Here is a 22,732-nt window from a genome sequence, read left to right as displayed (position 1 = left end):
GCCACCAGCTCCGCGCACTGACCGGCCGCGCGAGCCGGCGCGCTGGCGGTGGCCACGCGCCGGCCACGGGCCGGCCACGAGTACCGGTCAGGGGCGCTGCGGGTGCCGGCCGGGTGTGCCCTCATCGGGCGCACCGGCCAGCGCGCGGACACCCGCCCTTCTCCGTGCCGCGAGGTTTCCCTCTCCACGCGGCTGTCGCACTCCCCTGCCGACGGCCGCCTTCGGCGGATCCGTTACAGCCCCAGCAGGTTACGTACCCCGGCATGTGACGCGGACGCGCATGACAGCTGGCACGCGTGACGCTGCCAGCGGCCTCGGGTACCCGTCGACGGCCCCGGACGGCGAGCTGGCCGGGGGCGGGGGCTGGTCAGGGGCGGACGGCGTGCCGGGAGACGATCAGCCGCAGGAGGCGGGCCGGGGGCGGGCCGGTCTCCTCGACCTCCTCGACGCAGGCGTCGTCCAGGTCCGGGACGGCTCGCAGCACCGGCTGGCGCACCCGTTCGATCATTTGTTCCACCCGCTGCATGGCCAGCATGCCGGCCATCAGGAGGAGCGGAAATCCCAGCACAACCGCCACCGATCCGGCCACCACGTCCCCCGGCCCCCATCGACAACACGGAAAGTTCCGATGTGATCCCTTTCCGTTATCTCGCTATCGGTCCTACCCGTGGTCGCGGGGCATTCACTTCCTGCCGCCGACTTCGTACCCAGAGGGTGAGTACCGCCGCGGACGCCGGACAGTGGTGGCTGGCGGCGGTATCATTACCGGGCCCAGCCGGGCGCCGATCGTAAAGCGGTGCCTGTCACCATGTCTGTTATGCCGAGGTCCGCCGTGACGCAGTCGGCCGGCTCGGGTGGCCCCCCGATGAGCGGGCACCGCCACAGGCCCTGGTCGGTCGGGCGGGCCGTGCCGAGCGACGCCGAGCTGTGGACGCGGACGCGGATGCTGGTCGAGCAGATCGAGGTCGCCCAGGCGGAGATCGTCCTGCACCGGGCGGCCTACGAGCGGGCCACCGAGGAGGAGACGGCGGACCGCCCGTGGCTGCGCAGCCCGGTGGAACGTCTCTCGATCGCCCGGATCGCCCGCGCGCTGGCCGCGGAGCTGGCCGCGGTGGGACGCTTCCGGGTGTGGGCCGAGGAGCTCCACTACTTGCAGGAAGAAGCCCGCGCCCGCGGGTGCGGGGCGGCCGGCTGACGGGATCGTGGGACCGGCTACGGCCGGGCCCGCGAGCGAGGGCATGCCGAGGGCCTTACACCGAGGGCTTCACGTGGCGGAGGGCCCCACATGGAGGGGCCCACGTTGAGGGCTTCACACTGAGGGCCCGGTACGGGGCCCTCACACGGAGGCTGCGAGGTCCTCCAGCAGCCGGCGGGCCCGCGTCGCCCCGGTGAGGTTGCCCTTCTTCTCGTAGCAGGCGACCGCGGCGTCGACCTTCGGCCGGACCAGGTCGCTCTGCCCGGTCCGGTGGAGCACCTCGGCGTAGGTCAGCCAGGCCTGCGCCTGCCCGTCCCAGTCGTCGGTCCGGCCGGCGAGGTCGCAGGCGGCCTCGGCGAACCGCACGGCCTCGACCTCCCGGTCCCGCCCCCGCATCGCGAGCAGTTTGGCGTGCACCCCGCACCAGCCCGCCTGGGCGGGCACCTGGTCGCCGGCGGCGGCGTCGCGGGAGCGCGACACGTAGGTGGCGGCCTCGTCCAGGCGCCCGAGCTTGACCAGGACGTCGGCGAGGGCCGCGGCACGGGTGGCCAGGTGCGCGCGCTCGCCCATCCGGGCCAGCCGGCGGCAGCTGCGCCGCAGCTCGTGCTCGGCCGTGTCGAGGTCGTCGGTGAGCAGGGCGATCCGGGCGACGACGAAGCCCCCGTACAGCGGGTCCCCGCGGGGGCTGCGCACGTCCCAGTCGATCGCCTCGGCCCGGATCAGGTGCTCCATGCCGGCGTCGACGTCCCCGGCCATCGTGTGCAGCAGCGCCAGCTGGGCGAGCAGGGAGCGGCGCAGGCCGCGGTCGTCGCCGACACCGGCCAGCGCCCGCTGCGCGCGCTCGATCGACTCGCCGACCGGCCGGGGAGCCAGGCTGAGCAGGTGGACGAGGTCGCGCCTGGTCGTCTGGACGTCGCGCAGCACCCCGGACTCCTCGGCGTGCCGGACGGCGGCCTGCATCGCCCGTTCCGCCAGGGCGTAGCAGCCGGCCGCCATGTAGGCGGCGGCCTGGCTGCGGCAGGCGAGCGCGGCGCCGACCTCGTCCCCGCTCTGCATGAAGATCGGTAACGCCCGGGTCGCCTCGCCGAGGGTCTCGGCGACCAGCCCCTCCGGGCTGGTGGCGAACATCAGCCGCAGGTGGGCGAGGCGGGCGTGGGCGCGCAGGCCGGCCTCGCCGATCCGGGTGGCCCGGTCGGTGGCCTGGCGCAGCATGCGTTCGGCGTCGCTGAAGCGGTCGAAGGAGTACAGCGCCCAGCCAAGGTCGATCTCGGCGCGTATCCGCAGCGGATCTGTCACTGGAAGTAGCTTGACCGCCCGTTTGAGGAGCCCGGCCGCTCCTGTCTCGTCGCCCTGGCGGACCCGGTCGGCGGCCTCGATCAGGCAGGTGGCGGCCTGCCGTCCCAGCTCCTCGGTCTCGGCGTCGCGCAGCCCGAGCGCGACCCGGTACCGGTAGGCCTGCTCCAGGTGATAGCCGACGAGCTCGTCGTGCTCGCCGGGCCGCCCGGCCATCCGGGTCTGCAGCCAGCTCGCGTACCCCTGGTGCAGGTCCGCCCGCTGCCGCTTCGACGTCGCCTGGTAGGCGCAGTCGCGCAGCAGGACGTGCAGGAACCGGAACGCCTCCACCCCGGGCAGGTCCGACCGGTCGGGATGGACCAGCTCCTTGCGGACCAGCGACAGGCAGTGCTCGGCGACCGCCGCCCGGTCCGCCGGGGCGGAGAGCTCCACCACCGCGTCCAGGTAGAAACGCTGCCCGACCACGGCGGCGCGCTCCAGGACCCGCCGCTCGTGGGCGTTGAGCCGGTCCAGCCGGGCGGCGAGCAGCGCGGAGATCGTCGGGGCGACCTGGACCGAGCCCAGGTTGCCGGTGGCGATCCAGCGGTCGCCCTCGCGGCGCAGCAGCCCGTCGTCGACGAGGGCCGCCAGCGTCTGCTCGACGAACAGCGGGTTGCCCGCGGCCGAGTCGGTGATGCGCGCGACCAGCGCCGGGTCGAGGTCGTTCGAGCCCATCAGGGTGCGGATCAGGCGCTGGCAGCGCTCCTCGCTCAGCGGCTGCAGCAGCATGGACGTGGCGTTGAGCTTGCCGCCGCCCCACGTCCGGCGTTCCTCGAGCAGTTCCGGCCGGGCCAGGCACAGCAGCAGGACCGGCGCTTCCCGGGACCAGTCGGCGACGTGTTCGATCAGGTCCAGCAGGGTCGGCTCGGCCCAGTGCACGTCGTCGAACCAGACGATCAGCGGACGTTTCTCGGCGAGCGCGGCGAGGAAGGTCCGTACCGCCCAGAAGCTCTCCTGCGCGCCGACCTCGGCGCCGCCGAGCCCGACCAGGGGTGCCAGCCCGTCCACCACGGCGGCGGCGTCCCCGGTGACGCCGCTGGTGACGTTACCGACCTCCTCCAGCAGCTCGCGCAGGCGGCGGCGGCCCTCGGGCGCGCTCTCGTCGGCGGACATCCCGGTCGCCTGCCGGACCATCTCCATCAGCGGCCAGTAGGTGATGCCCTCGCCGTAGGACAGGCAGCGCCCGGTGAGCACCGTCGCCCGCGGCGCCATCGCCTCACAGAACTCCCGGACCATCCGGGACTTCCCGATACCGGCCGGGCCGAGCAGGGTGAACAGGTGGCAGGTGCGTTCCTCGATCACCTGCTCGAGGGCGTCGTCGAGGCGGCGGCGCTCCCGGTCCCGGCCGATCACCGGGGCGGCGAAGCCCTCGGGCGCGAACCGCGCCCCCGGCCCGATCCCCGGGTGGGTCAGGTCGATCAGGCGGTGGGCCCGCAGCGGCGCCCGCTTGCCCTGGACGACCAGCGGCCCGACCGGTTCGGCGCGTACGTGCGGCCGGATCAGCCGCAGGGTGGCGTCCGCGATGAGGATCTCGTCGGGGGCGGCGGCCTCCTCCAGCCGGGACGCGACGTTGACGGCGTCCCCGGTGACACCGCCGCCCGTCCCGGGCCCGCCGACGGTGACCTCGCCGGTGTTGATGCCGATGCGGATGCGGAAGCGGAACCCCCAGTCACGCTCCAGGTCGGCGTTGAGCACGTCCATGCTGGCACGGATCTCGCAGGCCGCCCGGGCGGCCCGCAGCGCGTCGTCCTCGTGCAGGACGGGAATGCCGAAGACGGCGAACACGGCGTCCCCGATGAACTTCTCGACGCTGCCCCCGTGCGAGGAGATCACCTCGCGGGCGGCGCTGAAGAACCGCCACATGACCTGCTGCAGCGGCTCGGAGTCGAGCTGCTCACCGATGGCCGTGTAGCCGGTGACGTCGCAGAACAGGATCGTGACGGTCTTGCGGGCGCCGATCCCGAACGTGGGCTGGGGAGTACCGCAGGAGAAGCAGAAGCGTGCTTCGTCCTGATTGGCCTTTCCGCATGTCGGGCAGGCGACCATGTGCCGGATCGTAGGCCGGAGAACCGCCGTACGGGACAGGATGGCGATGTCAGTCGTTTCCGGTGATCGTGATCTGTCCCACAGTCGTGAGTGACGCGTCCCGACCCGGTCACTCCTGGTTCATGACAGTCGGAAAATCCCGGCCGGCGCCCGCCGGGCCGATCGTTCTTCCCGCGCGCCGCCGTGCCCCGCCGGCCGGCGCCCAGGCCGCGTCCGACGGATGTTCGACCGCGGGTGGCGCCCGGACGGCCACCCGCATCGACCAACATCCGTCTGACACGGCCTAAGCTGGACGGTGTGGCGGCTGGACATGCAGGACACGGGTGTCTAAGAGCCCATGCCGCAGCCCGTGCCCGAAGCGCAGCCCGTGCCCGAAGCGCAGCCCGTGCCGTCGCGGCGGTCGCGATGACGGCGCTCCTGCTGGCCGGCTGCGGGTCGGCCGGCAGCGACATCGAGATGTCCTCGCCGCGGGCCTCGGCCACGGGCCCCTCGGGCGGGCCGGGCGAACGTTCCGGGCCGCCGGCCGCGACCGGCGGGACGGGCGCCCCGGCCCCGGGCGCGCAGGACTCCCCGAAGGCGTCCGATCCCGCCGCGCCGGGCGGCCTCACCGATGCTCCGCCGGGTTCTGACTCGTCGCACTGGTCGCCCACGGTGTTCGTGGGTCAGCCATGCGTATCCGCGCGCGATGTCGCCCCGCGGCAGGCCATCAGCGGGCTGATCCTGTACTGCCAGCAGACGGACACGGGCCAGCCGCGCTGGGGGCTGGCCGGCCCGCCGCCGCCCGACCCGGCCGCTCCCGTGCCGAACGCCGAATGCACCGTCACCGACACCGGCCAGGTCGTCCAGGGGGCCAACGGACGTCCCGTGGTCTGCCTGCGCGATCCCGACGGCAACCTGCGCTGGGGCGACGTCTCCTAGGATCGCCGGCCGCCTCCCCGTCGCGGAAAGTGTCGCCAGCCATGGCATTCGCTGCGCAATGTCATGGTCCTGGCTCGCTCCGGCTTGTTGTTCCGGATTCCGCGCATCCGTACCAAGGATGGTTACCGGCGGGTAGCATGGGTATGAGTTACTGGCCAGTAGGAGTACGCCGGCCCCATCGGTGAGCACCGAGGCCGGCTCTTCCCCGGGAGACAGCCATGGGGCACTACAAGAGCAACCTCCGCGACATCGAGTTCAACCTGTTCGAGGTGCTGGATGTCGACAACACGCTCGGGCACGGCCCGTTCGCCGAGATGGACCGCGACACGGCCCACGAGGTACTCGCCGAACTCGACAGGCTGGCTACCGGCCCGATCGCCGAGTCGTTCACGGACGCGGACCGCAACCCCCCGGTCTTCGACGCCAGCACCGGCAGCGTCACCCTGCCGGAGTCGTTCAAGAAGTCCTACGCCCAGCTCATGGAAGGCCAGTGGTGGCGGCTGTTCGTGCCGCCGCACCTCGGGGGGATGGGCGCTCCGCCCTCGGTCGCCTGGGCCGCCTCGGAGCTCGTCCTCGGGGCCAACCCGGCGGTGTTCATGTACATGAGCGGGCCCACCTTCGCGGCGATCCTCGACCGGCTCGGCAATGCCGAGCAGAAGAACCTCGCCCGGCTCGCGATCGAGCGCCAGTGGGGCGCGACCATGGTCCTCACCGAGCCCGACGCCGGCTCGGACGTGGGAGCCGGGCGCGCCAGGGCGGTACCCCAGCCCGACGGCAGCTGGCACATCGAGGGCGTGAAGCGTTTCATCACCGGTGGTGACTGGGACGTACCGGAGAACATCTTCCACCTCACCCTGGCCCGACCGGTCGGCCACGGGCCGGGCACCAAGGGCCTGTCCCTGTTCCTGGTGCCGAAGTTCCTGGTGGACCCGAACACCGGCGAGCCCCGCGTGCGCAACGGCGTCTACGTCTCCAACGTCGAGAAGAAGATGGGGCTGAAGGTCTCCACCACCTGCGAACTGCGCTACGGCGAGCAGCAGCCCGCGGTCGGCTGGCTGGTCGGCGACGTCCACAACGGCATTGCCCAGATGTTCGAGGTCATCGAGTACGCCCGGATGATGGTGGGCACCAAGGCCATCGCGACGTTGTCCACCGGCTACCTCAACGCACTCGAGTTCGCCCGGACCCGGGTCCAGGGCGCCGACCTGACCCGGCTGATGGACAAGACCGCGCCGCGCGTCACGGTCATCCACCACCCGGACGTCCGGCGGATGCTGATGGTGCAGAAGGCGTACGCGGAAGGCATGCGGGCGCTTGTCCTGTACACCGCCACGATCCAGGACAGGATCGCCCTGGCGCAGGCGGCGGGCACCCGGGACGACCTCGCCGAACGGCTCAACGACCTGTTGCTGCCCATCGTCAAGGGCGTCGGCTCGGAACGGTCCTACGAGCTGCTCGCGACATCCCTCCAGGTCCTCGGCGGCTCCGGCTACCTGCAGGACTATCCGGTCGAGCAGTACATCCGGGACTCCAAGATCGACACCCTGTACGAGGGCACCACGTCCATCCAGGGGCAGGACTTCTTCTTCCGCAAGATCGTGCGGGACCGGAGCACGGCGCTGGGCACGCTGTTCGGCGAGATCCAGGCGTTCGCCAAGGGTGACGCCGGCGACGGCTCGCTGCGGCACGAACGGGAGGCCCTCGGCGTCGCGCTGGACAACGTCCAGTCGATGGTCGCCGCGCTGGTCGGCTTTCTCACCAGCGCGGCGGAGGATCCCCGCAACGTGTACAAGGTCGGCCTGAACACCACCCGGCTGTTGATGAGCGTCGGTGACCTCGTCATCGGCTGGCTGCTGCTGCGCCAGGCCGAGGCCGCGGAGAACGCGCTGGCGGCGCGGGGGACGGCGGGGACCCTGTCGGCGAAGGACCGGGCCTTCTACGCGGGCAAGGTGTCCGCGGCCCGCTGGTTCGCCGCGAACGTGCTGCCCGAGCTGTCCGCCCGGCTCGGCGTCCTGGCGGCCACCGACCTCGACCTGATGGACCTCCCCGAGGAGGCGTTCTGAGTGACCGGCAGCTGGTAGCCGGCTGACCGGTAGCCGGCTGGTAGACGGGTGGCGCGGGCAGGTGCCCCGTCCGCGCCACCGCGGGCCCGTGCCTGGCCCCGGGATGAGGTCGGCATCCCGAGGCCGGCCGCGTCCGTGCCTGTGCCTTTGTGCCATGGATCCGCGTCCGCGCGGATCGGTGCCCAGATCGTCGCCCGCGTCGAGCGGGATCTACGGGAAGTGTTCTCAGGATCTACAGGAAGTGTCCTAGGACGTGCGCAGCGGCGGGAAGGCCTGGTCCAGTTCGTTGCGCATGTCCCGCTTGAGCAGGTCGTCGGTCTCGGAGGCGCCCTGCCCCTCCAGGAGGAACCGCGCGACCCGCAGCGTCAGATCGACCCGTTCAGCGAGGTTGAGAGCACCGTTGAAACGTCCGCTGGAGCCTGCGGAGGTCAGGACCTTGGCGACGAACTCGTCCGCGGCCTGCAGTGCCTCCACGCGCGTCATGCGTTCCACCCCTTTGTGCCGGAAGCCGTACCGGAAGCCGTAAGCAAGGCGCAACCGTACCAGGCAAGCTTCTTCCTCCGTTGTCCACCCCATCCCACCCGCTTTGCTCTGGTTGGGATTCCTGCTCGCTCTGTTGTGTTCACGCCGGTGGATGGCTCTGGGGGCCCGGTCCGCTCGCCCGTTTGTGGCAAAAGGTATCATTTCGACTGCCTGGGGTCGCGGATCGCGGTCCTGGCGGGCTGCCCGTGCCGTCGTCGGTGGGTCAGTTCCAGGCGAGGGCCACGGCCGGGTCGGTGAGCATCCGGGCGGCGTCCGCGAGCACCCTGGAGCCGAGCTCGCCGTCGACGATCCGGTGGTCGAAGGTGAGGGCGAGCTGCGCCACTGTCCGGACAGCCAGCTCACCCCCGTACACCCAGGGCATCGGACGGATCGCTCCCAGCGCGAGGATCGCGGCTTCCGGCGGGTTGAGGAGGGGGGTTCCGATGTCGACGCCGAACACCCCGACGTTGGTGATTGTGATCGTCCCACCGCGCAGCGCCTCTGGTGTGCTCTTTCCGGCGCGGGCGGTGACGGTCAGCTCGTGCAGCGCGTGCGCGAGCTCGACGAGGCTCATCCGGTCCGCGTCCGCGATGTTCGGTACGACGAGCCCGCGCGGCGAGGCCACCGCGATCCCGAGGTTGACGTACTCGTGGACGGCGATCCGCGCGGGCTCGTCGCCGGCCGCGTCCTCCCAGCGGGAATTGACCATCGGATGGCGGCTGACGGCCGTCAGCAGTGCCTTGGCGACGAACAGCAGCGGGGTCACCCTGACGTCGGCGAACTCGGGCAGCGCGGCCAGCCGGTCGCGGGCCGCCATCGTCTCGGTGACGTCCACGCTGATGAACTCGGTGGCCTGCGGCGCGTTCGCCGCGCTGGTCACCATCGCCTGCGCGGCCGCCCGTCGGAGGCCCGTCACCGGGATGCGGCGGACCCGGTCCCGGCCGGCACCCGGGGCGGTGTCCGGGCTGGCGTCCCAGTGGGTGTCCCGGCCGGCGTCATGGCTGGCGTCCCGGCCGGCATCGTGGCCGTTCGTGAGTGTCCGGGCCGCCTCGACGTCGGCGCGGCTGATCGTTCCGTGCGGTCCGGTGCCGACGATCGTGCCCAGGTCGACACCGAGGTCGCGGGCGAGCTTGCGCACCGGTGGTTTCGCGAGCACGGCGACGGCCCGGGCCGGCCGCCGCGGCGCGTCGAGGCCGTCGGGCGGCCGTGGGCTGCCGCCCGCGTCCGCGCCCGTACCCGCCGGCCTTCCCCCGCCTGCCGGATCCGGCAGGCCTGTCCTGGTCGCCGGACCTGTCCCGATTGCCAGATTTATCCTGGTTGTCGGACCTGTCCTGGTTGCCGCGGCTGCCTCGTCCGCCCTGCCTGTCGGGTCCTGGCGTGAGCTCCGGCGCGCGGCCCGCCTGGACACCCCTGGCCCCCCGCGCGGGCCGTACCCGACCAGCACGGGCATCCGCTCGCCATCTCCCTCCCGCGAGCCGGACGCGGGACCGGACGGGTGACCGGACGCGGGATCCGAGCCGGGCGCGGCAGGTGTCTGACCACGCCGCCGCCGGCTCTCCGGAGCGGCCGGGCCGGCCGTGACGGGGATGGCGCCGCCCGCCCGGTGGGTGCCGTTGGTGCTGGATGCACTGCTTTCAGCGGCGGCATCCACGGTGCCGCTTCCGCTTCCGCCGGCGCTGGCGTCGGTGTCGACGGTCACCAGCGGCTGCCCCACCTCGACCGTGTCGCCCGGCTCGGCGTGCCGGACGGCCAGCACGCCCGCGAACGGGGAGGGCACCTCCACCAGCGCCTTGGCGGTCTCCACCTCGGCGATCGGCTGGTTGACGGTGACGTGCTCACCCACCTCCACCAGCCATCGGACGATCTCGGCGTCGGGCAGGCCCTCGCCCAGGTCGGGGAGCCGGAACTGCTCACGTGACACGGTGACCTCCAACTGGTGGCCGGGACGACCGATGACCGAGTGACGGCTGACGACCGGGACCCGGCCCTCCGGCATCACGCAGGCTGTCGAACGTTTCGCTGGTGTGGCCCGGTGGATGCCGGTCAGTAGTCGAACGACCGGTCCACGGCGTCGAGCACCCGGTCGACGTCCGGCAGGTAGTGCTCCTCCAGACGAGATGGCGGATACGGAGTGTCGTATCCCGTGACACGCAGCACTGGGGCTTCCAGCGAGTAGAACGCCTTCTCGGTGACCCGCGCGGCGATCTCCGCGGACAGCGACACGTTCGACGGCGCCTCGTGTACCACCACCAGCCGCCCGGTCCGCCGTACGGACGCGAACACGGGCGACAGGTCGAGCGGGGACAGCGTGCGCAGGTCGATCACCTCGAGCTCGCGTCCCTCCTCGGCCATGACGGCGGCCGCGTCCAGGCAGGTGCGCACCATCGGGCCGTAGGCAACCAGCGTCGCGTCCTCCCCGGTGCGCACGACCCGGCTGACGTGCAGCGGGGTGGCTGTCGACAGCGGCAGGCCGGTGGTCACCTCGGCCTTCTCCCAGTAGCGGCGCTTGGGCTCAAAAAAGATCACCGGGTCGTCCGCGGCGACGGCCTGGCGGATCATCGTGTGGGCGTCGACCGGGTTGGAGCACGCCACCACCTTCAGCCCGGCGGTGTGGCAGAAGTACGCTTCCGGTGACTCGCTGTGATGTTCGACAGCGCCGATGCCGCCGCCGAAGGGGATTCTGACCGTCACGGGCAGGTGGACCCGGCCCCGCGTCCGATAGTGCATCTTGGCCAGCTGGGTGACGATCTGGTCGAAGGCGGGGTAGACGAAGCCGTCGAACTGGATCTCGCACACCGGCCGGAAGCCGCGCATCGCCAGCCCGATGGCCGTCCCGATGATCGCGGATTCCGCGAGCGGGGTGTCGATCACCCGGTCCTCGCCGAAGTCGGCCAGCAGCCCGTCGGTGACGCGGAAGACCCCGCCGAGCCGGCCGACGTCCTCGCCCATCACGACGACCCTCGGGTCGTCCTCCATGGCTGCACGCAGCCCCGCGTTGAGAGCCTTGGCCAGGGTCAGCGTCGACGGCCCGGCCCCCATACCCCGCCGGAGCGACGCGGCCTCCAGGCCCCGCTGGGGTGACGCGGCCACAGCATCCTGCTGGCGCGATGTGGTCGCGGCGTCCCGCTGGCGCGACACGGTTGCGACGTCCTTCTGGCGCGGCATGGTCACAGCGCCTTCCGGACGCCGCGGGCCGCCGTCACGGCTACCGTCGACGCCGGCCGGACCACCGCCGCCCGGACCGTCGCGCCCGTCCGGACGGCCGCGGGTGGCCCACCCGGACGTTCGGCTCGCTGCGCCGTCCCGGCTGGTCGGGACGGCTCGTTCCGGTGCGCCTGCTCATTCCAGTAGGACGGTTCGCCCCGGTGGGACGGCTCGTTCCGGTAGGCCGGTTCGCCCTGCTCGGCCTCGGTGGAGCCGGTCTCGGGGAGGCCTGCCTCGGTGAAGTCGGTCTCGGTGGAGCCGGTCTCGGTGAAGTCGGCGAACGTGGCCCGGGCGTCGACCAGTTCCTCGGTGTCGTGCGCGTACACGTGGTCGAACAGGCTCAGCGGAGCCGGGTCGGGCAGGTTCAGGCAGCGCTGCCGCATGGTGGCCGCGAGCGCGTCGGCCTCCCGGTCCAGGGCGCTGGCCGCGTCGTCGTCCAGCAGCCCGCGGCCACGAAGGTAGGCCGCCATCCGCTGGATGGGGTCGAGGGCGCCCCAGCGCGCGAGCTCCGACGCCTGGCGGTAGCGGGACGGGTCGTCCGCGGTGGTGTGTGCGCCCATCCGGTAGGTGACCGCCTCCACCAGGGCCGGCCGCCCCTGACGGGCCTGCCGCAGCGCCCAGCGCGTCACGGCCAGGGTCGCCAGCACGTCGTTGCCGTCCACCCGGATACCGGTGATGCCGAACCCGCGGGCCCTGAAATAGATCGGGACGCGGGTCTGCCGCCGCGTCGGCTCGGAGATCGCCCAGTGGTTGTTCTGGCAGAAGAAGACCACCGGCGCCTCGAACACGCCCGCCCAGTTGAACGCCTCGTTGACATCACCCTGACTGGACGCTCCGTCGCCGAAGTAGACCAGGGTCGCCGGCAGGCCGTCGCCGTCACCGGCGGTGCCGCCGCTCCCGGCGGTGCCGCCGGTGCCGCCGGTGGTGGCGACGGGCCGGTGGGCCGTCCCGACCGGCCGGCGACCCAGACCCGTCCTGGTCTCCTTGGTGACCCCCATGGCGTAGCCGGTCGCGTGCAGGACCTGGGAACCCACCACGATCGCGTACGTCTGGAAGCCGTGTTCGTCCACGTCCCAGCCGCCGTGGGCCGTCCCGCGGAACAGGCCGAGGACGTCCAGCGGGTCGATGCCCCGGCACCAGGCCACCGCGTGCTCGCGGTAGGTCGGGAAGACCATGTCGTCGGCGCGCAGCGCCCGCGCCGAGCCGACCTGGGCCGCCTCCTGCCCGCGCAGGCTCGCCCACAGGCCGAGCTCACCCTGGCGTTGCAGGGCGGTCGACTCCTCGTCGAGCCTGCGCGCGATCACCATGTCGCGCAGGAGCCCGACCAGGTCGGCGTCGGTGAGGTCGGCGATGTACGGGTCGTAGGCGGCCAGGGGCAGCCGGTCCCCGTCCGGCGTCAGCAGCCGGATCGGCGCGGTGTTGTCACTACTGGCGTCCGTCGGGTTACGCGGGACGGGTGCGGCGACGGTGTCGAGGCGGTCCGCGTCGAGGCGGTCTGTGCCAGGAGTGGACTCTGTGTCAGCAGACTCTGTGTCAGGAGTGGACATGGCGTCCTCCGGTCGTCCTCGGCCGTTCCCGAGATCGTCGGTGGCGGCCTGCGCGATGGGTGTACCCGGTGGATCTCCGTTGGTGTCGGCATCCACGGGACGCGCCCGACGCGGCCGGCCACGCGGGTCGGCGGGACCGCCGCGCAGTAGACGATAGTCGCCCGGACACGGCGAGCAAGCTCGGACGCCCGGCCTGACCTCGACGAATCCGGCCCGGCCCGGCCCGGCCCCGGACCCGTCCCGGTCCAGCCCGGTCCCGACAGGTCCGGCCTGGCCTGCGCCGGGCCCGGTTCGTCCGGCTCGGCGCTTGCGGAGGGTGCGGCGCTTGCGGAGGGCGCGGCGGGCCATCCCGACGGTGCGGGCTGCCATGGGGCCGGTTCACCCGGCGCGGGCCTGAACGGATCCCGGCCGGTCGGTGGGTGCCTGCCGCGCGGGCGACGTCCCGTCGCGGTTGAGCCGAGCCGAGCCGGCAGGTGGTCGCTGCCGGCGACGCTCCCGGAACAGCCGACGCTCCCGGAACACCGGGGGCGGAGCCTGGTGCCGCGGCCGGGCCGCCCGACGGGCGGTCGCCGCCCCGGCCCGGATAGCGTGGTGCGGTGACAGTTGCGCAGACGCCCATCACCACCGGTGAGCCGGAGCCCGGCGTACCCGCCACCGCGGCCCGCCCCGCCGACCCGTCCGCGTCGGTGACGCTCGGTAAGGTAGGGATCTGGAGCGGCCAGTTCGACTACTCGCCGGCGTCCGTGGTGCGCGACGCCGTCGCCGAACTCGACGAGCTGGGCTATCCCGCGGTCTGGACCGGCGAGGTCAGGGGCCGGGAGGTGCTGGTCACCGCGGGGCTGATGCTCGCGGCGGCCCCCCGGCTGACCGTCGCCACCGGCATCGCGCAGATCCTCGCCCGGCACCCGCAGACGATGACGGCCGGGCAGCTGACGCTGGCCGAGGCGTTCCCCGGCCGGTTCCTGCTCGGCGTCGGCGTGTCGCACGCGTCCCTGATGGAGATCCGCGGGGTGCCGTACACCAGACCGCTCACGCAGATGCGCGCCTACCTCGACGAGATGGACGCGTCCGCCCGGGAGCAGTACCGGGCGGTTCCGCCGGCGTCGTCACCGCGGGTGCTCGCCGCGCTCGGGCCGAAGATGCTGGAGCTGGCGCGCGCCCGGGCGGACGGCGCCCACACGTTCTTCGTGCCGCCGGAACACACCGCGAGCGCCCGGACGATCCTCGGGCCGGGCAAGCTGCTCGTCCCGGAGCAGGCGTTCGTCCTGGACACCAACCCGGAGACCGCGCGGGAGCTGGCCCGGCGGCACACCGGCTCCTACCTGCGGCTGCCGAACTACACGAACAACCTGCGCCGGTTCGGCTTCACCGACAGCGATTTCGCGGACGCGGGTTCGGACCGGCTCGTCGACACGATCGTGCCCTGGGGCGACCCGGACGTCCTGCTCGGCCGGATCAAGGAGCATCTGGACGCCGGCGCCGACCACGTGTGCGTCCAGGTGCTCGACCCGGACCGCCGCGGCCTGCCCCGCCGGCAGTGGCGCGAACTCGCCCCGGCGCTGCTCGACCCGCTCGGCGAAAGCCGCCCAGGCCAGAGCGCCGGTCGCTAGAACGCCGGTCAAGTAGCGCGGATCCCATCCACGACCACCCGCGCAGGCCATGATCCAGGCTATTTTGTCGTTGTGTACGCTTTTTGGCCGCAAAAGCGTACACAACGACAAAATAGCGCCGATCTTCTCCGGTAGCTGGCGCCCATCGAAGCGGGCCACCGTTCGGGGGGATACGTATGGTTATCCGACTGGCGCTCTAGAACGAGCAAGAGCAACCGGCAGCAGGCCCACGTGAGCCGACGGGTGGTGGGGCGGCTGGCCCAGCGGTACCTCGCCGCGCCTCCTGGATCAGACGACGGACAGTGACGAACGCTGCCGCCAGGTACAGGTAGAAATCGACTGCCCTGCCGTTCTTCTCGGTGCGGCGGCGTAGCTTGCCGTAGCCGTTCATCCAGAAGTGGGTGCGCTCCCCGGCCCAGCGCCGACCGAACTGGACCGGGCTGCGTTCCCCCTTCGGGACGATCTCACCGGCCAGGCGGTGGGCGGCGAGCACGTCGCGAGACGGTTGGCCATGGTAGCCGGAGTCCAGGTGGACGGTGGCGGCGTCGGGCAGGCGATGGAAGTCGCGATCGCGGGCGCCAAGCAGATCTTCGGCGTCGGGCAAGGCCCGCGACCGGGTGAAAGCCGTCGTGGAACGCACCGTCCCGTTCGGCCTGGCCTGCCAGACGCTGACCGCTGTCTGGTACACCGTCGCCGGCCACCACTCCGACGGACGCCACCGACCACCACGCGCGCCCCCTGGTGCACCACCAAGACCCGCCTCTCCACCGCTGAAATGGCCGCAAGCTTCGCTGCGTCCTGATCGCCACCAGATATCAGCCCACTCGACCCGAACCACCGACCCCGGCGGAACTCCACACCCTCCGACTGGTCTGGGGCACCGACACCGCATAACCGCGAAAGTCAAGTTTCATGTCAGTACTTCCCGTGCAAAGTGATCTGGATGGTCCCGGGTCCACCGTTACCCGATATCGGCCTCAGCTTGAGGCCCTGCACGATCGTATCCAGGTCGACGGTCTCTTCGTCGCGTACACGACGCGGTTCCTGATCGAGGCCCGCAAGCCCGGTTGAGACTACATCTATGAGCGGCACGCGGCGTCAGTCCGGGTTTCCAGGAATCTTGGTGACGTGTTTCTTACAGAGACGCCGGCTCCGCCGCCTGCACGCGGTAGCATATCCAATGATCATCATAGGTGATGGTCCAGGTGTGATGCCACGGAGGTGGGCCATGCATCGATCGTTCGGTCCGGGGAAAATGGTCGCGTCGGCCCTCTTGCTGGTTCTGGTCCTCGTCGGCTGCGATCTGGAGGGCAAATACCACCCGCCGCTTCTCCCGATCGAGTTCACGCTGTCCGGCGACGGGAGCATCACCGTAAATGCTTCACGGCAGATCGTAACTCCATTGGGAACTTTCTCTGTCGAGGCGTCCGAGTCGAAAAAAATTCAAGCTCCGGCGAACGGCACCCTGCTCGTTGTCCGACAGACGGTCCTCGGCAAGGCAAGGGACAGCTTGTACAACATCCATGTTGCGGATAAGCTCCGCTTCCTGCTGGACGGTAAGTCCGACATGGCGACCGAACGGAACATCGTGACCCTGAACCTGGGAGGCGATGTTCACGGTATCCGGATCCAGAATGTTCAACAGGTGAAGACTGCACCACAGTACGAAGCCAAGAAGGTCAGGAAACTGCCGCCCGTGCCGAAGGTCGATCCCTCCGCGCAGGCGACGCCCGGGCCATGCCGGTCGATATCCGCAATTCCGTCCAGGACAGCAGCCAGGACAGCGCCCGCGACACCGTCCAGGCCGCCGTCCGCAACGCCGTTCAAGGCCTCGGCCACGCCATCCGCCCTCGCACCGGACACCGTCTCGACAATGCCTTGCTCGTTGCCGACGAGAACGCCGTCCACGACACCGTCGGGAACGGTGTCACCGACGAGGACGCCGTCCACGACACCGTCGGGAACTCCGAGCAGAACACAGTCGCCCAACCCGAGCCGGTCCTCAGGGTCGCAGCAAGAAGATGGCATTTTAGGTTGATCAGATCATGCCAGATGTTCGACCGTCTGCCGCGAAGTTACGGTAGTCGATCATAAAACCCATGCGGTGGCCAGATTTTTCAATACCATTCACGCGGTCACGCAGGCAGAGTTCTGCTACCTGGAGTGCCGGTCAAGCAGCGCGGATCCCATCCATGGCCACCCGTACAGGCCATGATCCAGGTTGGTTTGTCGTTGTGTACGCTTTTTGGCCGCGTCAGCATAACGGCGGACGGTCACCGCCGGCTGCCACGGGAGCGGAAACCGCTGTTCCCCGCCCGGGGCAGGCCCAGCCATGGCAGATCATCACCACCCCGTGGCCGGGTACGTCTGCCTACCCGTACACCATCGAGAGTGGATCCCGCGCTTTCACATGGCTGCGAGTGTGACCGGCCCGGTATTCGACGGGCCCCGGCCGCGCTATGCGGCAGGGGCCGCGGCAGGTACCGCGTGACCAGCAGGAGCGGGGATTTCCGCCTTACCCGGTCGAGCCGGCGGCGGCGCAGTCGGCGCAGGTGCCGTAGATCTCCAGGGTGTGGGCGACGTCGGTGAAGCCGGCGGCCGCGGCGACGCGGTCGGTCCACGCCTCGATCTCGGGTCCTTCGACCTCGACGGCCCGGCCGCAGCGGCGGCAGACCAGATGATGGTGATGGTTGTCGGTCGCGCAGCGGCGGTAGAGGGTCTCCCCGTCGTCGCGGCGCAGCACGTCGACCTCACCCTGGTCGGCGAGGACCTGCAGATGCCGGTAGACGGTGGTCAGGCCGACAGCCTGCCCCATGTCGCGCAGGTGGGCGTGCAGGTCCTGGGCGCTGGTGAAAGCGTCGATCTCGGCCAGCGCGGCGCAGACGGCGTCTCCCTGGCGGGTGGCCCGGACGGTGGTTCCGCGGCCGAGTATGGCCCGGCGTCCGCCGCCACCCGGCCCGGCACGCGATGGTTCCGCGGCGGACGCGGCCCCCCGGGACGACGCCGTCGGGGCAGGGGCCGCTCGGCTGGATTCGGCGCTGGGCACAGCCTTCACTCTCTCACCGTACGGCGGCCGAGGCCCCGGACGACGGGTCTCTGTCATGGTCAGGGAGACGAAACGGTTTCGGCGCGGGTGTCTCTTCCGTCGCCCGCGCCGCCCGACACCCCTCAGCCGTAGGTGGAAACCGCTGCTGCCACGCCGTTTTTCACCTACGGCTTGCGCGGCCGTAGGTGAAAAACGCTGTCATCGTGACCTGTTCCACCTACGGCTTCCGCGGTGGGGCGGGCAGCGCTGCGGCGTGGCCCGGTCCTCCGGTCGGCGTGGCCCGGTCCTCCGGTCGGTGTGGCCCGGTCCTCCGGTCGGTATGGCGCACGGCATCGTCATCTTCGGCCTGGTGCCGTTCCTGGCTGGCGCAGGTTCCCGATCGGATCCAGCGTGGCCACGGTTGTCCTCGTCGAGCCCGTGCGCGAGACCGCCGAAAACGCTGATATCCGGCAGCATTCAACGGATCGGACGGATCTGGCCACGGTTCCGCCGCCTCTGGATCCGGCCGGATCAGCGTGTCTCCCGGGAGCCGGTCAGCCCGCCGGTATGTGCTGCGGTTCGAAGGTGGGCCGGCCACCCTGGCGGTGGACTGCCCCCCCCCTGGACGTAGGCGGTGAGGAACCTGCTGATACGGCCCACGGCGTCGGTGAGGTCGTCCACGTCCGGCAGCGTGACGATCCGGAAGTGATCGGGCCGCGGCCAGTTGAAACCCGTGCCCTGCACAACCATGATCTTCTCGGTCAGGAGCAGGTCCAGGACAAGCCGTTCGTCGTCGGTGACCGGGTAGACGTCCGGATCGAGCCGCGGGAACGCGTACAGCGCCCCTTTCGGCTTCACGCACGACACGCCCGGAATGTCGTTGAGCAGCTTCCACACCACGTCCCGCTGCTCGCGCAGGCGGCCACCGGGCAGGACGAGGTCGCCCGCGCCGCCGTCGTCCTCGAGCGCGGCCCGCATGGCGAACTGGCCCGGGACGTTGGCGCACAGCCGCATGTTGGCCAGGATGTTGAGCCCCTCGACATAGCTGGACGCGTGCGTGCGCGGGCCCGAGAGCACCATCCAGCCGGAGCGGAAGCCGGCCAGCCGGTACGCCTTGGACAGCCCGTTGAACGTCACGCACACGACGTCCGGAGCGAGGGCCGCGGTGGAGACGTGCTCGGCGTCGTCGTAGAGGATCCGGTCGTAGATCTCGTCCGAGAAGATCATCAGATTGTGCCGGCGGGCGAGTTCGACGATGCCCTCGAGGATCTCGCGGTCGTAGACCGCGCCGGTGGGATTGTTCGGGTTGATCACTACGATCGCGCGGGTGCGCGTGGTGATCCTGCTGGCCAGAGCGTCGAGGTCCGGCATCCAACCCGCCGACTCGTCGCACAGGTAGTGGACGGGCCGCCCGCCGCACAGGCTGACCACGGCTGTCCACAGCGGGTAGTCCGGCGCCGGGAGCAGCACCTCGTCGCCGTCGTTGAGCAGCGCCTGCAGCGACATCATGATCAGTTCTGAGACGCCGTTGCCGAGGTAGACCCCGTCGGGGTCGATACCGGTGATGCCCTTCCCGTTCGCGTACCGGACCGCGGCCGTGCGGGCGGAGAGCAGGCCCTTGGAATCGCTGTAGCCCTGTGCCTCGGCGAGGCCGTTCACCACTGCCTCAAGGACCGCCGGCGGCGCGTGGAACCCGAACGGCGCCGGGTTGCCGATGTTCAGTTTGAGGATGCGCTGACCAGCGGCTTCCAGCTTCGTCGCCTGGTCCAGGACGGGGCCCCGGACGTCGTAACAGACGCCGGTGAGCTTGTCGGACTGGGTGAACTCCATGAACCAAGAGTAGGTGCAGCGTCCACCGGGTTTTCTCGCCCATGACGAGTGGGCCACGCTTTTCGGAACCTCGGGCACGCACAGTGCAGGACCAGCGGCCAACGGCGATACGATCATGTTTGTGGTGTGTCGCTGGCGGGCGGGCTTTCCGGGCCATGCGGGTTTCCTGGTCATGATGGGTTGAAGGCGGGATGGCCGGGTGTTTGCGGGATCCGGTCCCGTCGGGTCCGGGTGCTCCGGAAACCGGTCCCGATGGCCGGGATCCCGACGCTCCGGAAGGCTTTCGGCCTGGCAGGCCCGCGGGCCCGCAAGCCCGCCTGGTCGCCGGACGCGGTGGGCCATTCGGCGCGGACCGCTCGCGGTTGTGGGCCCCGTGCCCAGCCGTGATGCCCGGCCACGGCGTCCAGAGGATCATTTTCGATACCGGCCGTGTTCGAGGATGGCTGGCTCCCGGACATCTGGGCGGCTATTCGGCGCGGTGCTGTGACAGCTGCTGCCGCGGCCGCTGGTGTGACAGGTGCTGCGGGCCGCCGCCGTGGTAGGTGATGCGCAGCTTCTCCGGGGTGAGGGTGGCCGCCGCTGGTCCGGAGCCGAACTGGCGGCGGTTGAGCAGCCAGACGCTGTCGCAGGTCAGATGGGCCAGCGCGAGATCGTGCGTGGACATCATGACGCTGGTGCCGGCCGAGCGCACGGCTGCCAGCGCGGACAGCAACGCCTGCTGGGACAGGACGTCCACGCCGTCGAACGGCTCGTCGAGCAGCAGCAGACGTGGCTGCTGGGCGATGGCACGGGCGAGGAACACCCGCTGGCGCTGCCCGCCGGGCAGCGTCTCGAACCGCTCCCCGGCATGCTGGGCGAGCCCGACCGTTTCCAGGGCGCGTGCCGCGATGGCCCGGTCCGTGCGGGTGGGCCGCCGCACCCAGCCGAGCGAGCGGTAACGACCCATGAGGACGGCCTGGGCGACGGTCACCCGCGGGTCGGGCCCGAGCGCGTCGACCTGCGGGACGTAGGCGACCCGGCGGCGGGCCTGCATCGGTGGGCAGCCGAGTACCGTCACCGATCCGCTCACCACCGGGGCAAGCCCGAGCAGCGCTTTCATCAGCGTCGACTTCCCGGCGCCGTCCGGGCCGATGACGGCCACGGTGCGGCCGGCTTCGACCGTTCCGTGGACGTTCTCCAGAACCGGGATCCGGCCGTAGGCGACCGTCGCCCGGTCGAGAACCACGGCCGGGAACGTTCCGCATCCTCGCCTTTCATCCGGTCCGGCCGGTGAATCGGATATGACCCGCGGATCCGACGCGGCCGGACCGATGGGGCTGTCAGGCCGGGCTGGCCACCAGGCGGCCGTGACCACGTCCTGCTCCGCGGGGCCCACCGGCCATACGGCTGATTTCCTGAATGTGGAGCTCGACAACCACCGCGTTGCCTCGGTCATGTTCCGAGACGGTACGACCACCGGACGCGTCCGGCATTGCGGATTGCGTCCCCACCAGTCATCTCACCCGCACAGGCTGATGCGGTCCACGCGGGCACGAACGGCCACGGACCCGCCGCCACGGCCCCGGACTGTGATACCGACCGTATCCAAAAAGGTCATGACAGCGGATATTCGTGACGGCTGGGTGCGGATTCGGCGTCGATCGTCGTGGGTGACGGTCATGATGTGCGGTAGATGATGCTGACCCGTCGGTTCTGGCCACGGCCCGCGGCGTTCTCCGAGCCGTCCGGGTTGGTGTTCGGCGCGACCGGGCTGGCGGCGCCGTGCCCGGTCGCCGAGACGAGGACGCCGGGCGGAGTCTTCGGACGCAGCAGGTTCGCGACGGCGTCCGCCCGTCGCTGGGACAGGATCACGTTGTACGCGGGCGTACCGATGCTGTCGGTGTAGCCGTTGACGATGACCGTGCCGGTCGCCCTGACGAGCTGTGCCGCGATGCCGGCCAGCTGTTCGCGGGCCGCCTCGGTCAGGTTGGCCGAGTCGAACGCGAAGAGCACGTCCGAGCTGATCGTCACGACCACGCCCGCACCGTCACGCCGCTCGGTGCGCAGTGCGACGACGGACCGTTCGATGTCGATCGGCTGGATCGCCGCCGCCGGATCGATCTCCCGGATCGACTCGGTGATCGCCTGGTCGGTCACCGTGGGTGGAGCTGTCGAGGCGTCCGTCGCGGCGTGGGCCGCCGGCGCGCACAGCCACGACAGCACAGCGGTGACCAGCGCCGACACGGCCACGCCGAGACGGGCCGGCACGGGCCTGGCCGGCGCGGGACCGGGCCGTGCGGGGCTGGCCGGCACGGTCGGCGTCCGCACGGGGATCACCGGCCGACCGGGACGTCGTCGAACAGCAGCCGGTCGTCGGCGTAGACGTCGAGTGCCCGTACGTCCGCGGGCGGTGCGGCAAAGGTGTACGAGGCGCTGACCGGGGTGTTGTTGACGGTCTTCGTCCTGGGGCCGCTGGCACCGAGCTCGACGTTGCGGCTGTCCTGGACGACGAGGTAGCGCTTCAGGTTGACGCTGTCGACCAGGGTCACCGCGGGGCTGTGCCCGTCGAACATGTCGAAGACCGAGATCTCCTTCTCCCGCGGGACGCCGGTGTATCTCGGCGTCCACAGCAGGGTGAGCGTGCTCAGCCGCCCGTCCGCCTTCAGGCCGACCAGGCCGGCCTCGACCGTCCCCGAGATGCTGCCGGGCGCGCGGAAGCCGGCCGTCCGGCTGGCCACCGGGACATCTGCGGAAGCCACCTGGCCCGTCTGGGCCGTACTGGCGGGCCCGGGGGCCGCCGTGCCGCCGGCTGCGGGTGTACCGGGCGAGCCGGACGAGCCGGAGCAGCCCATGGCGAACAGCGTGATGACGCCGATCAGGATGGTGAAGGTGGTGACCGGCGTCAGCCGGGTTCTCATCCGGTGGAGCATCCGGGACCTCCCGCATGGATGCGACGACTGTGCGCGATCCCGATTATGCGGACAGACCTGGGCCCACGGCCCGTCGACGGTCAGCCTGTGGACAACCGGCCCGTTGACGGCCGGCTCTGTGGACAACCGGCCCGTTGACGGCCGGCGGCCGCGGTGCCGGGCAGGCCGGCCCGGCCGCAGAGGCGTTCGTAGGGCAGTGTCAGCAGAGTGTGACGGGCTCCGGCGATCACGGTATGGGCCCGGCCGGGTGTCGCTTCCTCGAGCGGTGTCAGTGCCGTCACGATACCCTCCGCTAAAGTGTGGTTGCCTTCCATTAAGTAATGCTAACTTAATTAGCAGTCGATCTGTGTGCAATGGAGCGGCAACGGATCGTAAAAGATCACACTAAGTCATGTTGATCTCATTGACAAACATGCTGGCGCTGCTGTAAAGGCGGTGAGTGTGCGTGGACGCTGCCCGCCGCTGCTTCCGAGGCGCTGAAGCCGTTCAGGGCGTCGGCGGGGCCGGGGTCGCGGAGCGGCTCCGGGGCGA

At 71.0% G+C, this 22,732-nt stretch carries 18 protein-coding genes and 1 pseudogene; 5 read left to right on the top strand and 14 right to left on the bottom strand.

What is annotated here, in order from left to right:
- Nucleotides 1-367 precede the first annotated feature (367 nt).
- Nucleotides 368-577, bottom strand: a complete 210-nt coding sequence (locus NBX02_RS22440; protein ID WP_250284511.1) for a hypothetical protein — start codon at nucleotides 575-577, stop codon at nucleotides 368-370.
- A 288-nt stretch (nucleotides 578-865) separates the two neighbouring features.
- On the opposite strand from NBX02_RS22440, the gene NBX02_RS22435 reads away from it, so the two are divergent.
- Nucleotides 866-1,195 (top strand): hypothetical protein, encoded by a 330-nt coding sequence (locus tag NBX02_RS22435; protein ID WP_250284509.1) that lies wholly within the window; start codon nucleotides 866-868, stop codon nucleotides 1,193-1,195.
- A gap of 141 nt (nucleotides 1,196-1,336) precedes the next feature.
- Here the strand turns inward: NBX02_RS22435 and NBX02_RS22430 are convergent, their stop codons facing one another.
- Nucleotides 1,337-4,573, bottom strand: coding sequence for an AAA family ATPase (locus NBX02_RS22430; protein ID WP_250284507.1), 3,237 nt, complete (start codon nucleotides 4,571-4,573; stop codon nucleotides 1,337-1,339).
- Nucleotides 4,574-4,978: 405 nt separating this feature from the next.
- Between NBX02_RS22430 and NBX02_RS22425 the strand changes: the two genes are divergently transcribed.
- Complete coding sequence (locus tag NBX02_RS22425; RefSeq protein WP_250293012.1) at nucleotides 4,979-5,491, top strand: hypothetical protein; 513 nt, start codon at nucleotides 4,979-4,981, stop codon at nucleotides 5,489-5,491.
- 218 nt (nucleotides 5,492-5,709) lie between these two features.
- Nucleotides 5,710-7,554, top strand: coding sequence for an acyl-CoA dehydrogenase (locus tag NBX02_RS22420; RefSeq protein ID WP_250284502.1), 1,845 nt, complete (start codon nucleotides 5,710-5,712; stop codon nucleotides 7,552-7,554).
- Between the two features lie 246 nt (nucleotides 7,555-7,800).
- Here the strand turns inward: NBX02_RS22420 and NBX02_RS22415 are convergent, their stop codons facing one another.
- The 4 genes from NBX02_RS22415 to NBX02_RS22400 all read right to left on the bottom strand — a co-directional run bounded on the left by NBX02_RS22415 (nucleotide 7,801) and on the right by NBX02_RS22400 (nucleotide 12,689).
- The gene (locus tag NBX02_RS22415; RefSeq protein ID WP_250284500.1) at nucleotides 7,801-8,037 is read right to left on the bottom strand and encodes a hypothetical protein; all 237 of its coding nucleotides are present in this window, start codon (nucleotides 8,035-8,037) and stop codon (nucleotides 7,801-7,803) included.
- Between the two features lie 262 nt (nucleotides 8,038-8,299).
- The gene (locus tag NBX02_RS22410) at nucleotides 8,300-9,997 is read right to left on the bottom strand and encodes a 2-oxo acid dehydrogenase subunit E2 (RefSeq protein WP_250284498.1); all 1,698 of its coding nucleotides are present in this window, start codon (nucleotides 9,995-9,997) and stop codon (nucleotides 8,300-8,302) included.
- A 122-nt stretch (nucleotides 9,998-10,119) separates the two neighbouring features.
- Nucleotides 10,120-11,115, bottom strand: coding sequence for an alpha-ketoacid dehydrogenase subunit beta (locus tag NBX02_RS22405; RefSeq protein ID WP_250284524.1), 996 nt, complete (start codon nucleotides 11,113-11,115; stop codon nucleotides 10,120-10,122).
- Nucleotides 11,116-11,243: 128 nt separating this feature from the next.
- Nucleotides 11,244-12,689, bottom strand: coding sequence for a thiamine pyrophosphate-dependent enzyme (locus tag NBX02_RS22400; RefSeq protein WP_250293018.1), 1,446 nt, complete (start codon nucleotides 12,687-12,689; stop codon nucleotides 11,244-11,246).
- Between the two features lie 734 nt (nucleotides 12,690-13,423).
- Between NBX02_RS22400 and NBX02_RS22395 the strand changes: the two genes are divergently transcribed.
- Nucleotides 13,424-14,437 carry an LLM class F420-dependent oxidoreductase gene (locus NBX02_RS22395; protein ID WP_445548586.1) on the top strand — a complete coding sequence of 338 codons (1,014 nt, stop codon included), beginning with the start codon at nucleotides 13,424-13,426 and terminating at the stop codon, nucleotides 14,435-14,437.
- Between the two features lie 196 nt (nucleotides 14,438-14,633).
- On the opposite strand, the gene NBX02_RS23470 is transcribed toward NBX02_RS22395, so the two are convergent.
- A complete protein-coding gene (locus NBX02_RS23470) occupies nucleotides 14,634-15,125 on the bottom strand; it encodes a hypothetical protein (RefSeq protein WP_445548585.1) in 492 nt (163 codons plus the stop codon).
- Nucleotides 15,126-15,356: 231 nt separating this feature from the next.
- Between NBX02_RS23470 and NBX02_RS23465 the strand changes: the two are divergent.
- A pseudogene (locus tag NBX02_RS23465) lies at nucleotides 15,357-15,508 on the top strand (SAM-dependent methyltransferase); the annotation flags it as partial.
- A 310-nt stretch (nucleotides 15,509-15,818) separates the two neighbouring features.
- Here NBX02_RS23465 and NBX02_RS22385 read toward each other — a convergent pair.
- From NBX02_RS22385 to NBX02_RS22355, 7 genes are all read right to left on the bottom strand, one after another.
- Entirely contained in the window at nucleotides 15,819-16,079 is a 261-nt protein-coding gene (locus NBX02_RS22385) for a hypothetical protein (RefSeq protein ID WP_250293008.1), read from the bottom strand.
- Nucleotides 16,076-16,387, bottom strand: a complete 312-nt coding sequence (locus tag NBX02_RS22380) for a hypothetical protein (RefSeq protein WP_250293006.1) — start codon at nucleotides 16,385-16,387, stop codon at nucleotides 16,076-16,078. Before NBX02_RS22380 ends, NBX02_RS22385 begins: the two co-directional genes overlap by 4 nt.
- Before the next feature lie 565 nt (nucleotides 16,388-16,952).
- Nucleotides 16,953-17,483: a Fur family transcriptional regulator gene (locus NBX02_RS22375; RefSeq protein WP_445548584.1), complete on the bottom strand. Its 531-nt coding sequence runs from the start codon at nucleotides 17,481-17,483 to the stop codon at nucleotides 16,953-16,955.
- A 510-nt stretch (nucleotides 17,484-17,993) separates the two neighbouring features.
- Nucleotides 17,994-19,292, bottom strand: coding sequence for a pyridoxal phosphate-dependent aminotransferase (locus NBX02_RS22370; protein WP_250284729.1), 1,299 nt, complete (start codon nucleotides 19,290-19,292; stop codon nucleotides 17,994-17,996).
- 466 nt (nucleotides 19,293-19,758) lie between these two features.
- The gene (locus NBX02_RS22365; protein ID WP_250293003.1) at nucleotides 19,759-20,517 is read right to left on the bottom strand and encodes an ABC transporter ATP-binding protein; all 759 of its coding nucleotides are present in this window, start codon (nucleotides 20,515-20,517) and stop codon (nucleotides 19,759-19,761) included.
- A 431-nt stretch (nucleotides 20,518-20,948) separates the two neighbouring features.
- Entirely contained in the window at nucleotides 20,949-21,599 is a 651-nt protein-coding gene (locus NBX02_RS22360; protein ID WP_250284720.1) for an OmpA family protein, read from the bottom strand.
- A gap of 5 nt (nucleotides 21,600-21,604) precedes the next feature.
- Nucleotides 21,605-22,189 (bottom strand): hypothetical protein, encoded by a 585-nt coding sequence (locus NBX02_RS22355; RefSeq protein WP_250284719.1) that lies wholly within the window; start codon nucleotides 22,187-22,189, stop codon nucleotides 21,605-21,607.
- Nucleotides 22,190-22,732 lie beyond the last annotated feature (543 nt).

Origin of the sequence: Protofrankia sp. CiP1_Cm_nod1 (assembly GCF_920888515.1) — a bacterium.
Lineage (GTDB): Bacteria > Actinomycetota > Actinomycetes > Frankiales > Frankiaceae > Protofrankia.
The sequence above is the reverse complement of the archived record's forward strand: the minus strand, read 5'-3'. Positions and strand labels throughout refer to the sequence as shown.

Coding starts and splice junctions, on each gene's coding strand:
- NBX02_RS22435 (WP_250284509.1), top strand. CDS start 866: ATGAGCGGGCACCGCCACAGGCCCTGGTCGGTCGGGCGGGCCGTGCCG.
- NBX02_RS22415 (WP_250284500.1), bottom strand. CDS start 8,037: ATGACGCGCGTGGAGGCACTGCAGGCCGCGGACGAGTTCGTCGCCAAG.
- NBX02_RS22430 (WP_250284507.1), bottom strand. CDS start 4,573: ATGGTCGCCTGCCCGACATGCGGAAAGGCCAATCAGGACGAAGCACGC.
- NBX02_RS22420 (WP_250284502.1), top strand. CDS start 5,710: ATGGGGCACTACAAGAGCAACCTCCGCGACATCGAGTTCAACCTGTTC.
- NBX02_RS22370 (WP_250284729.1), bottom strand. CDS start 19,292: ATGGAGTTCACCCAGTCCGACAAGCTCACCGGCGTCTGTTACGACGTC.
- NBX02_RS22405 (WP_250284524.1), bottom strand. CDS start 11,115: ATGGGGGCCGGGCCGTCGACGCTGACCCTGGCCAAGGCTCTCAACGCG.
- NBX02_RS22425 (WP_250293012.1), top strand. CDS start 4,979: ATGACGGCGCTCCTGCTGGCCGGCTGCGGGTCGGCCGGCAGCGACATC.
- NBX02_RS22355 (WP_250284719.1), bottom strand. CDS start 22,189: ATGAGAACCCGGCTGACGCCGGTCACCACCTTCACCATCCTGATCGGC.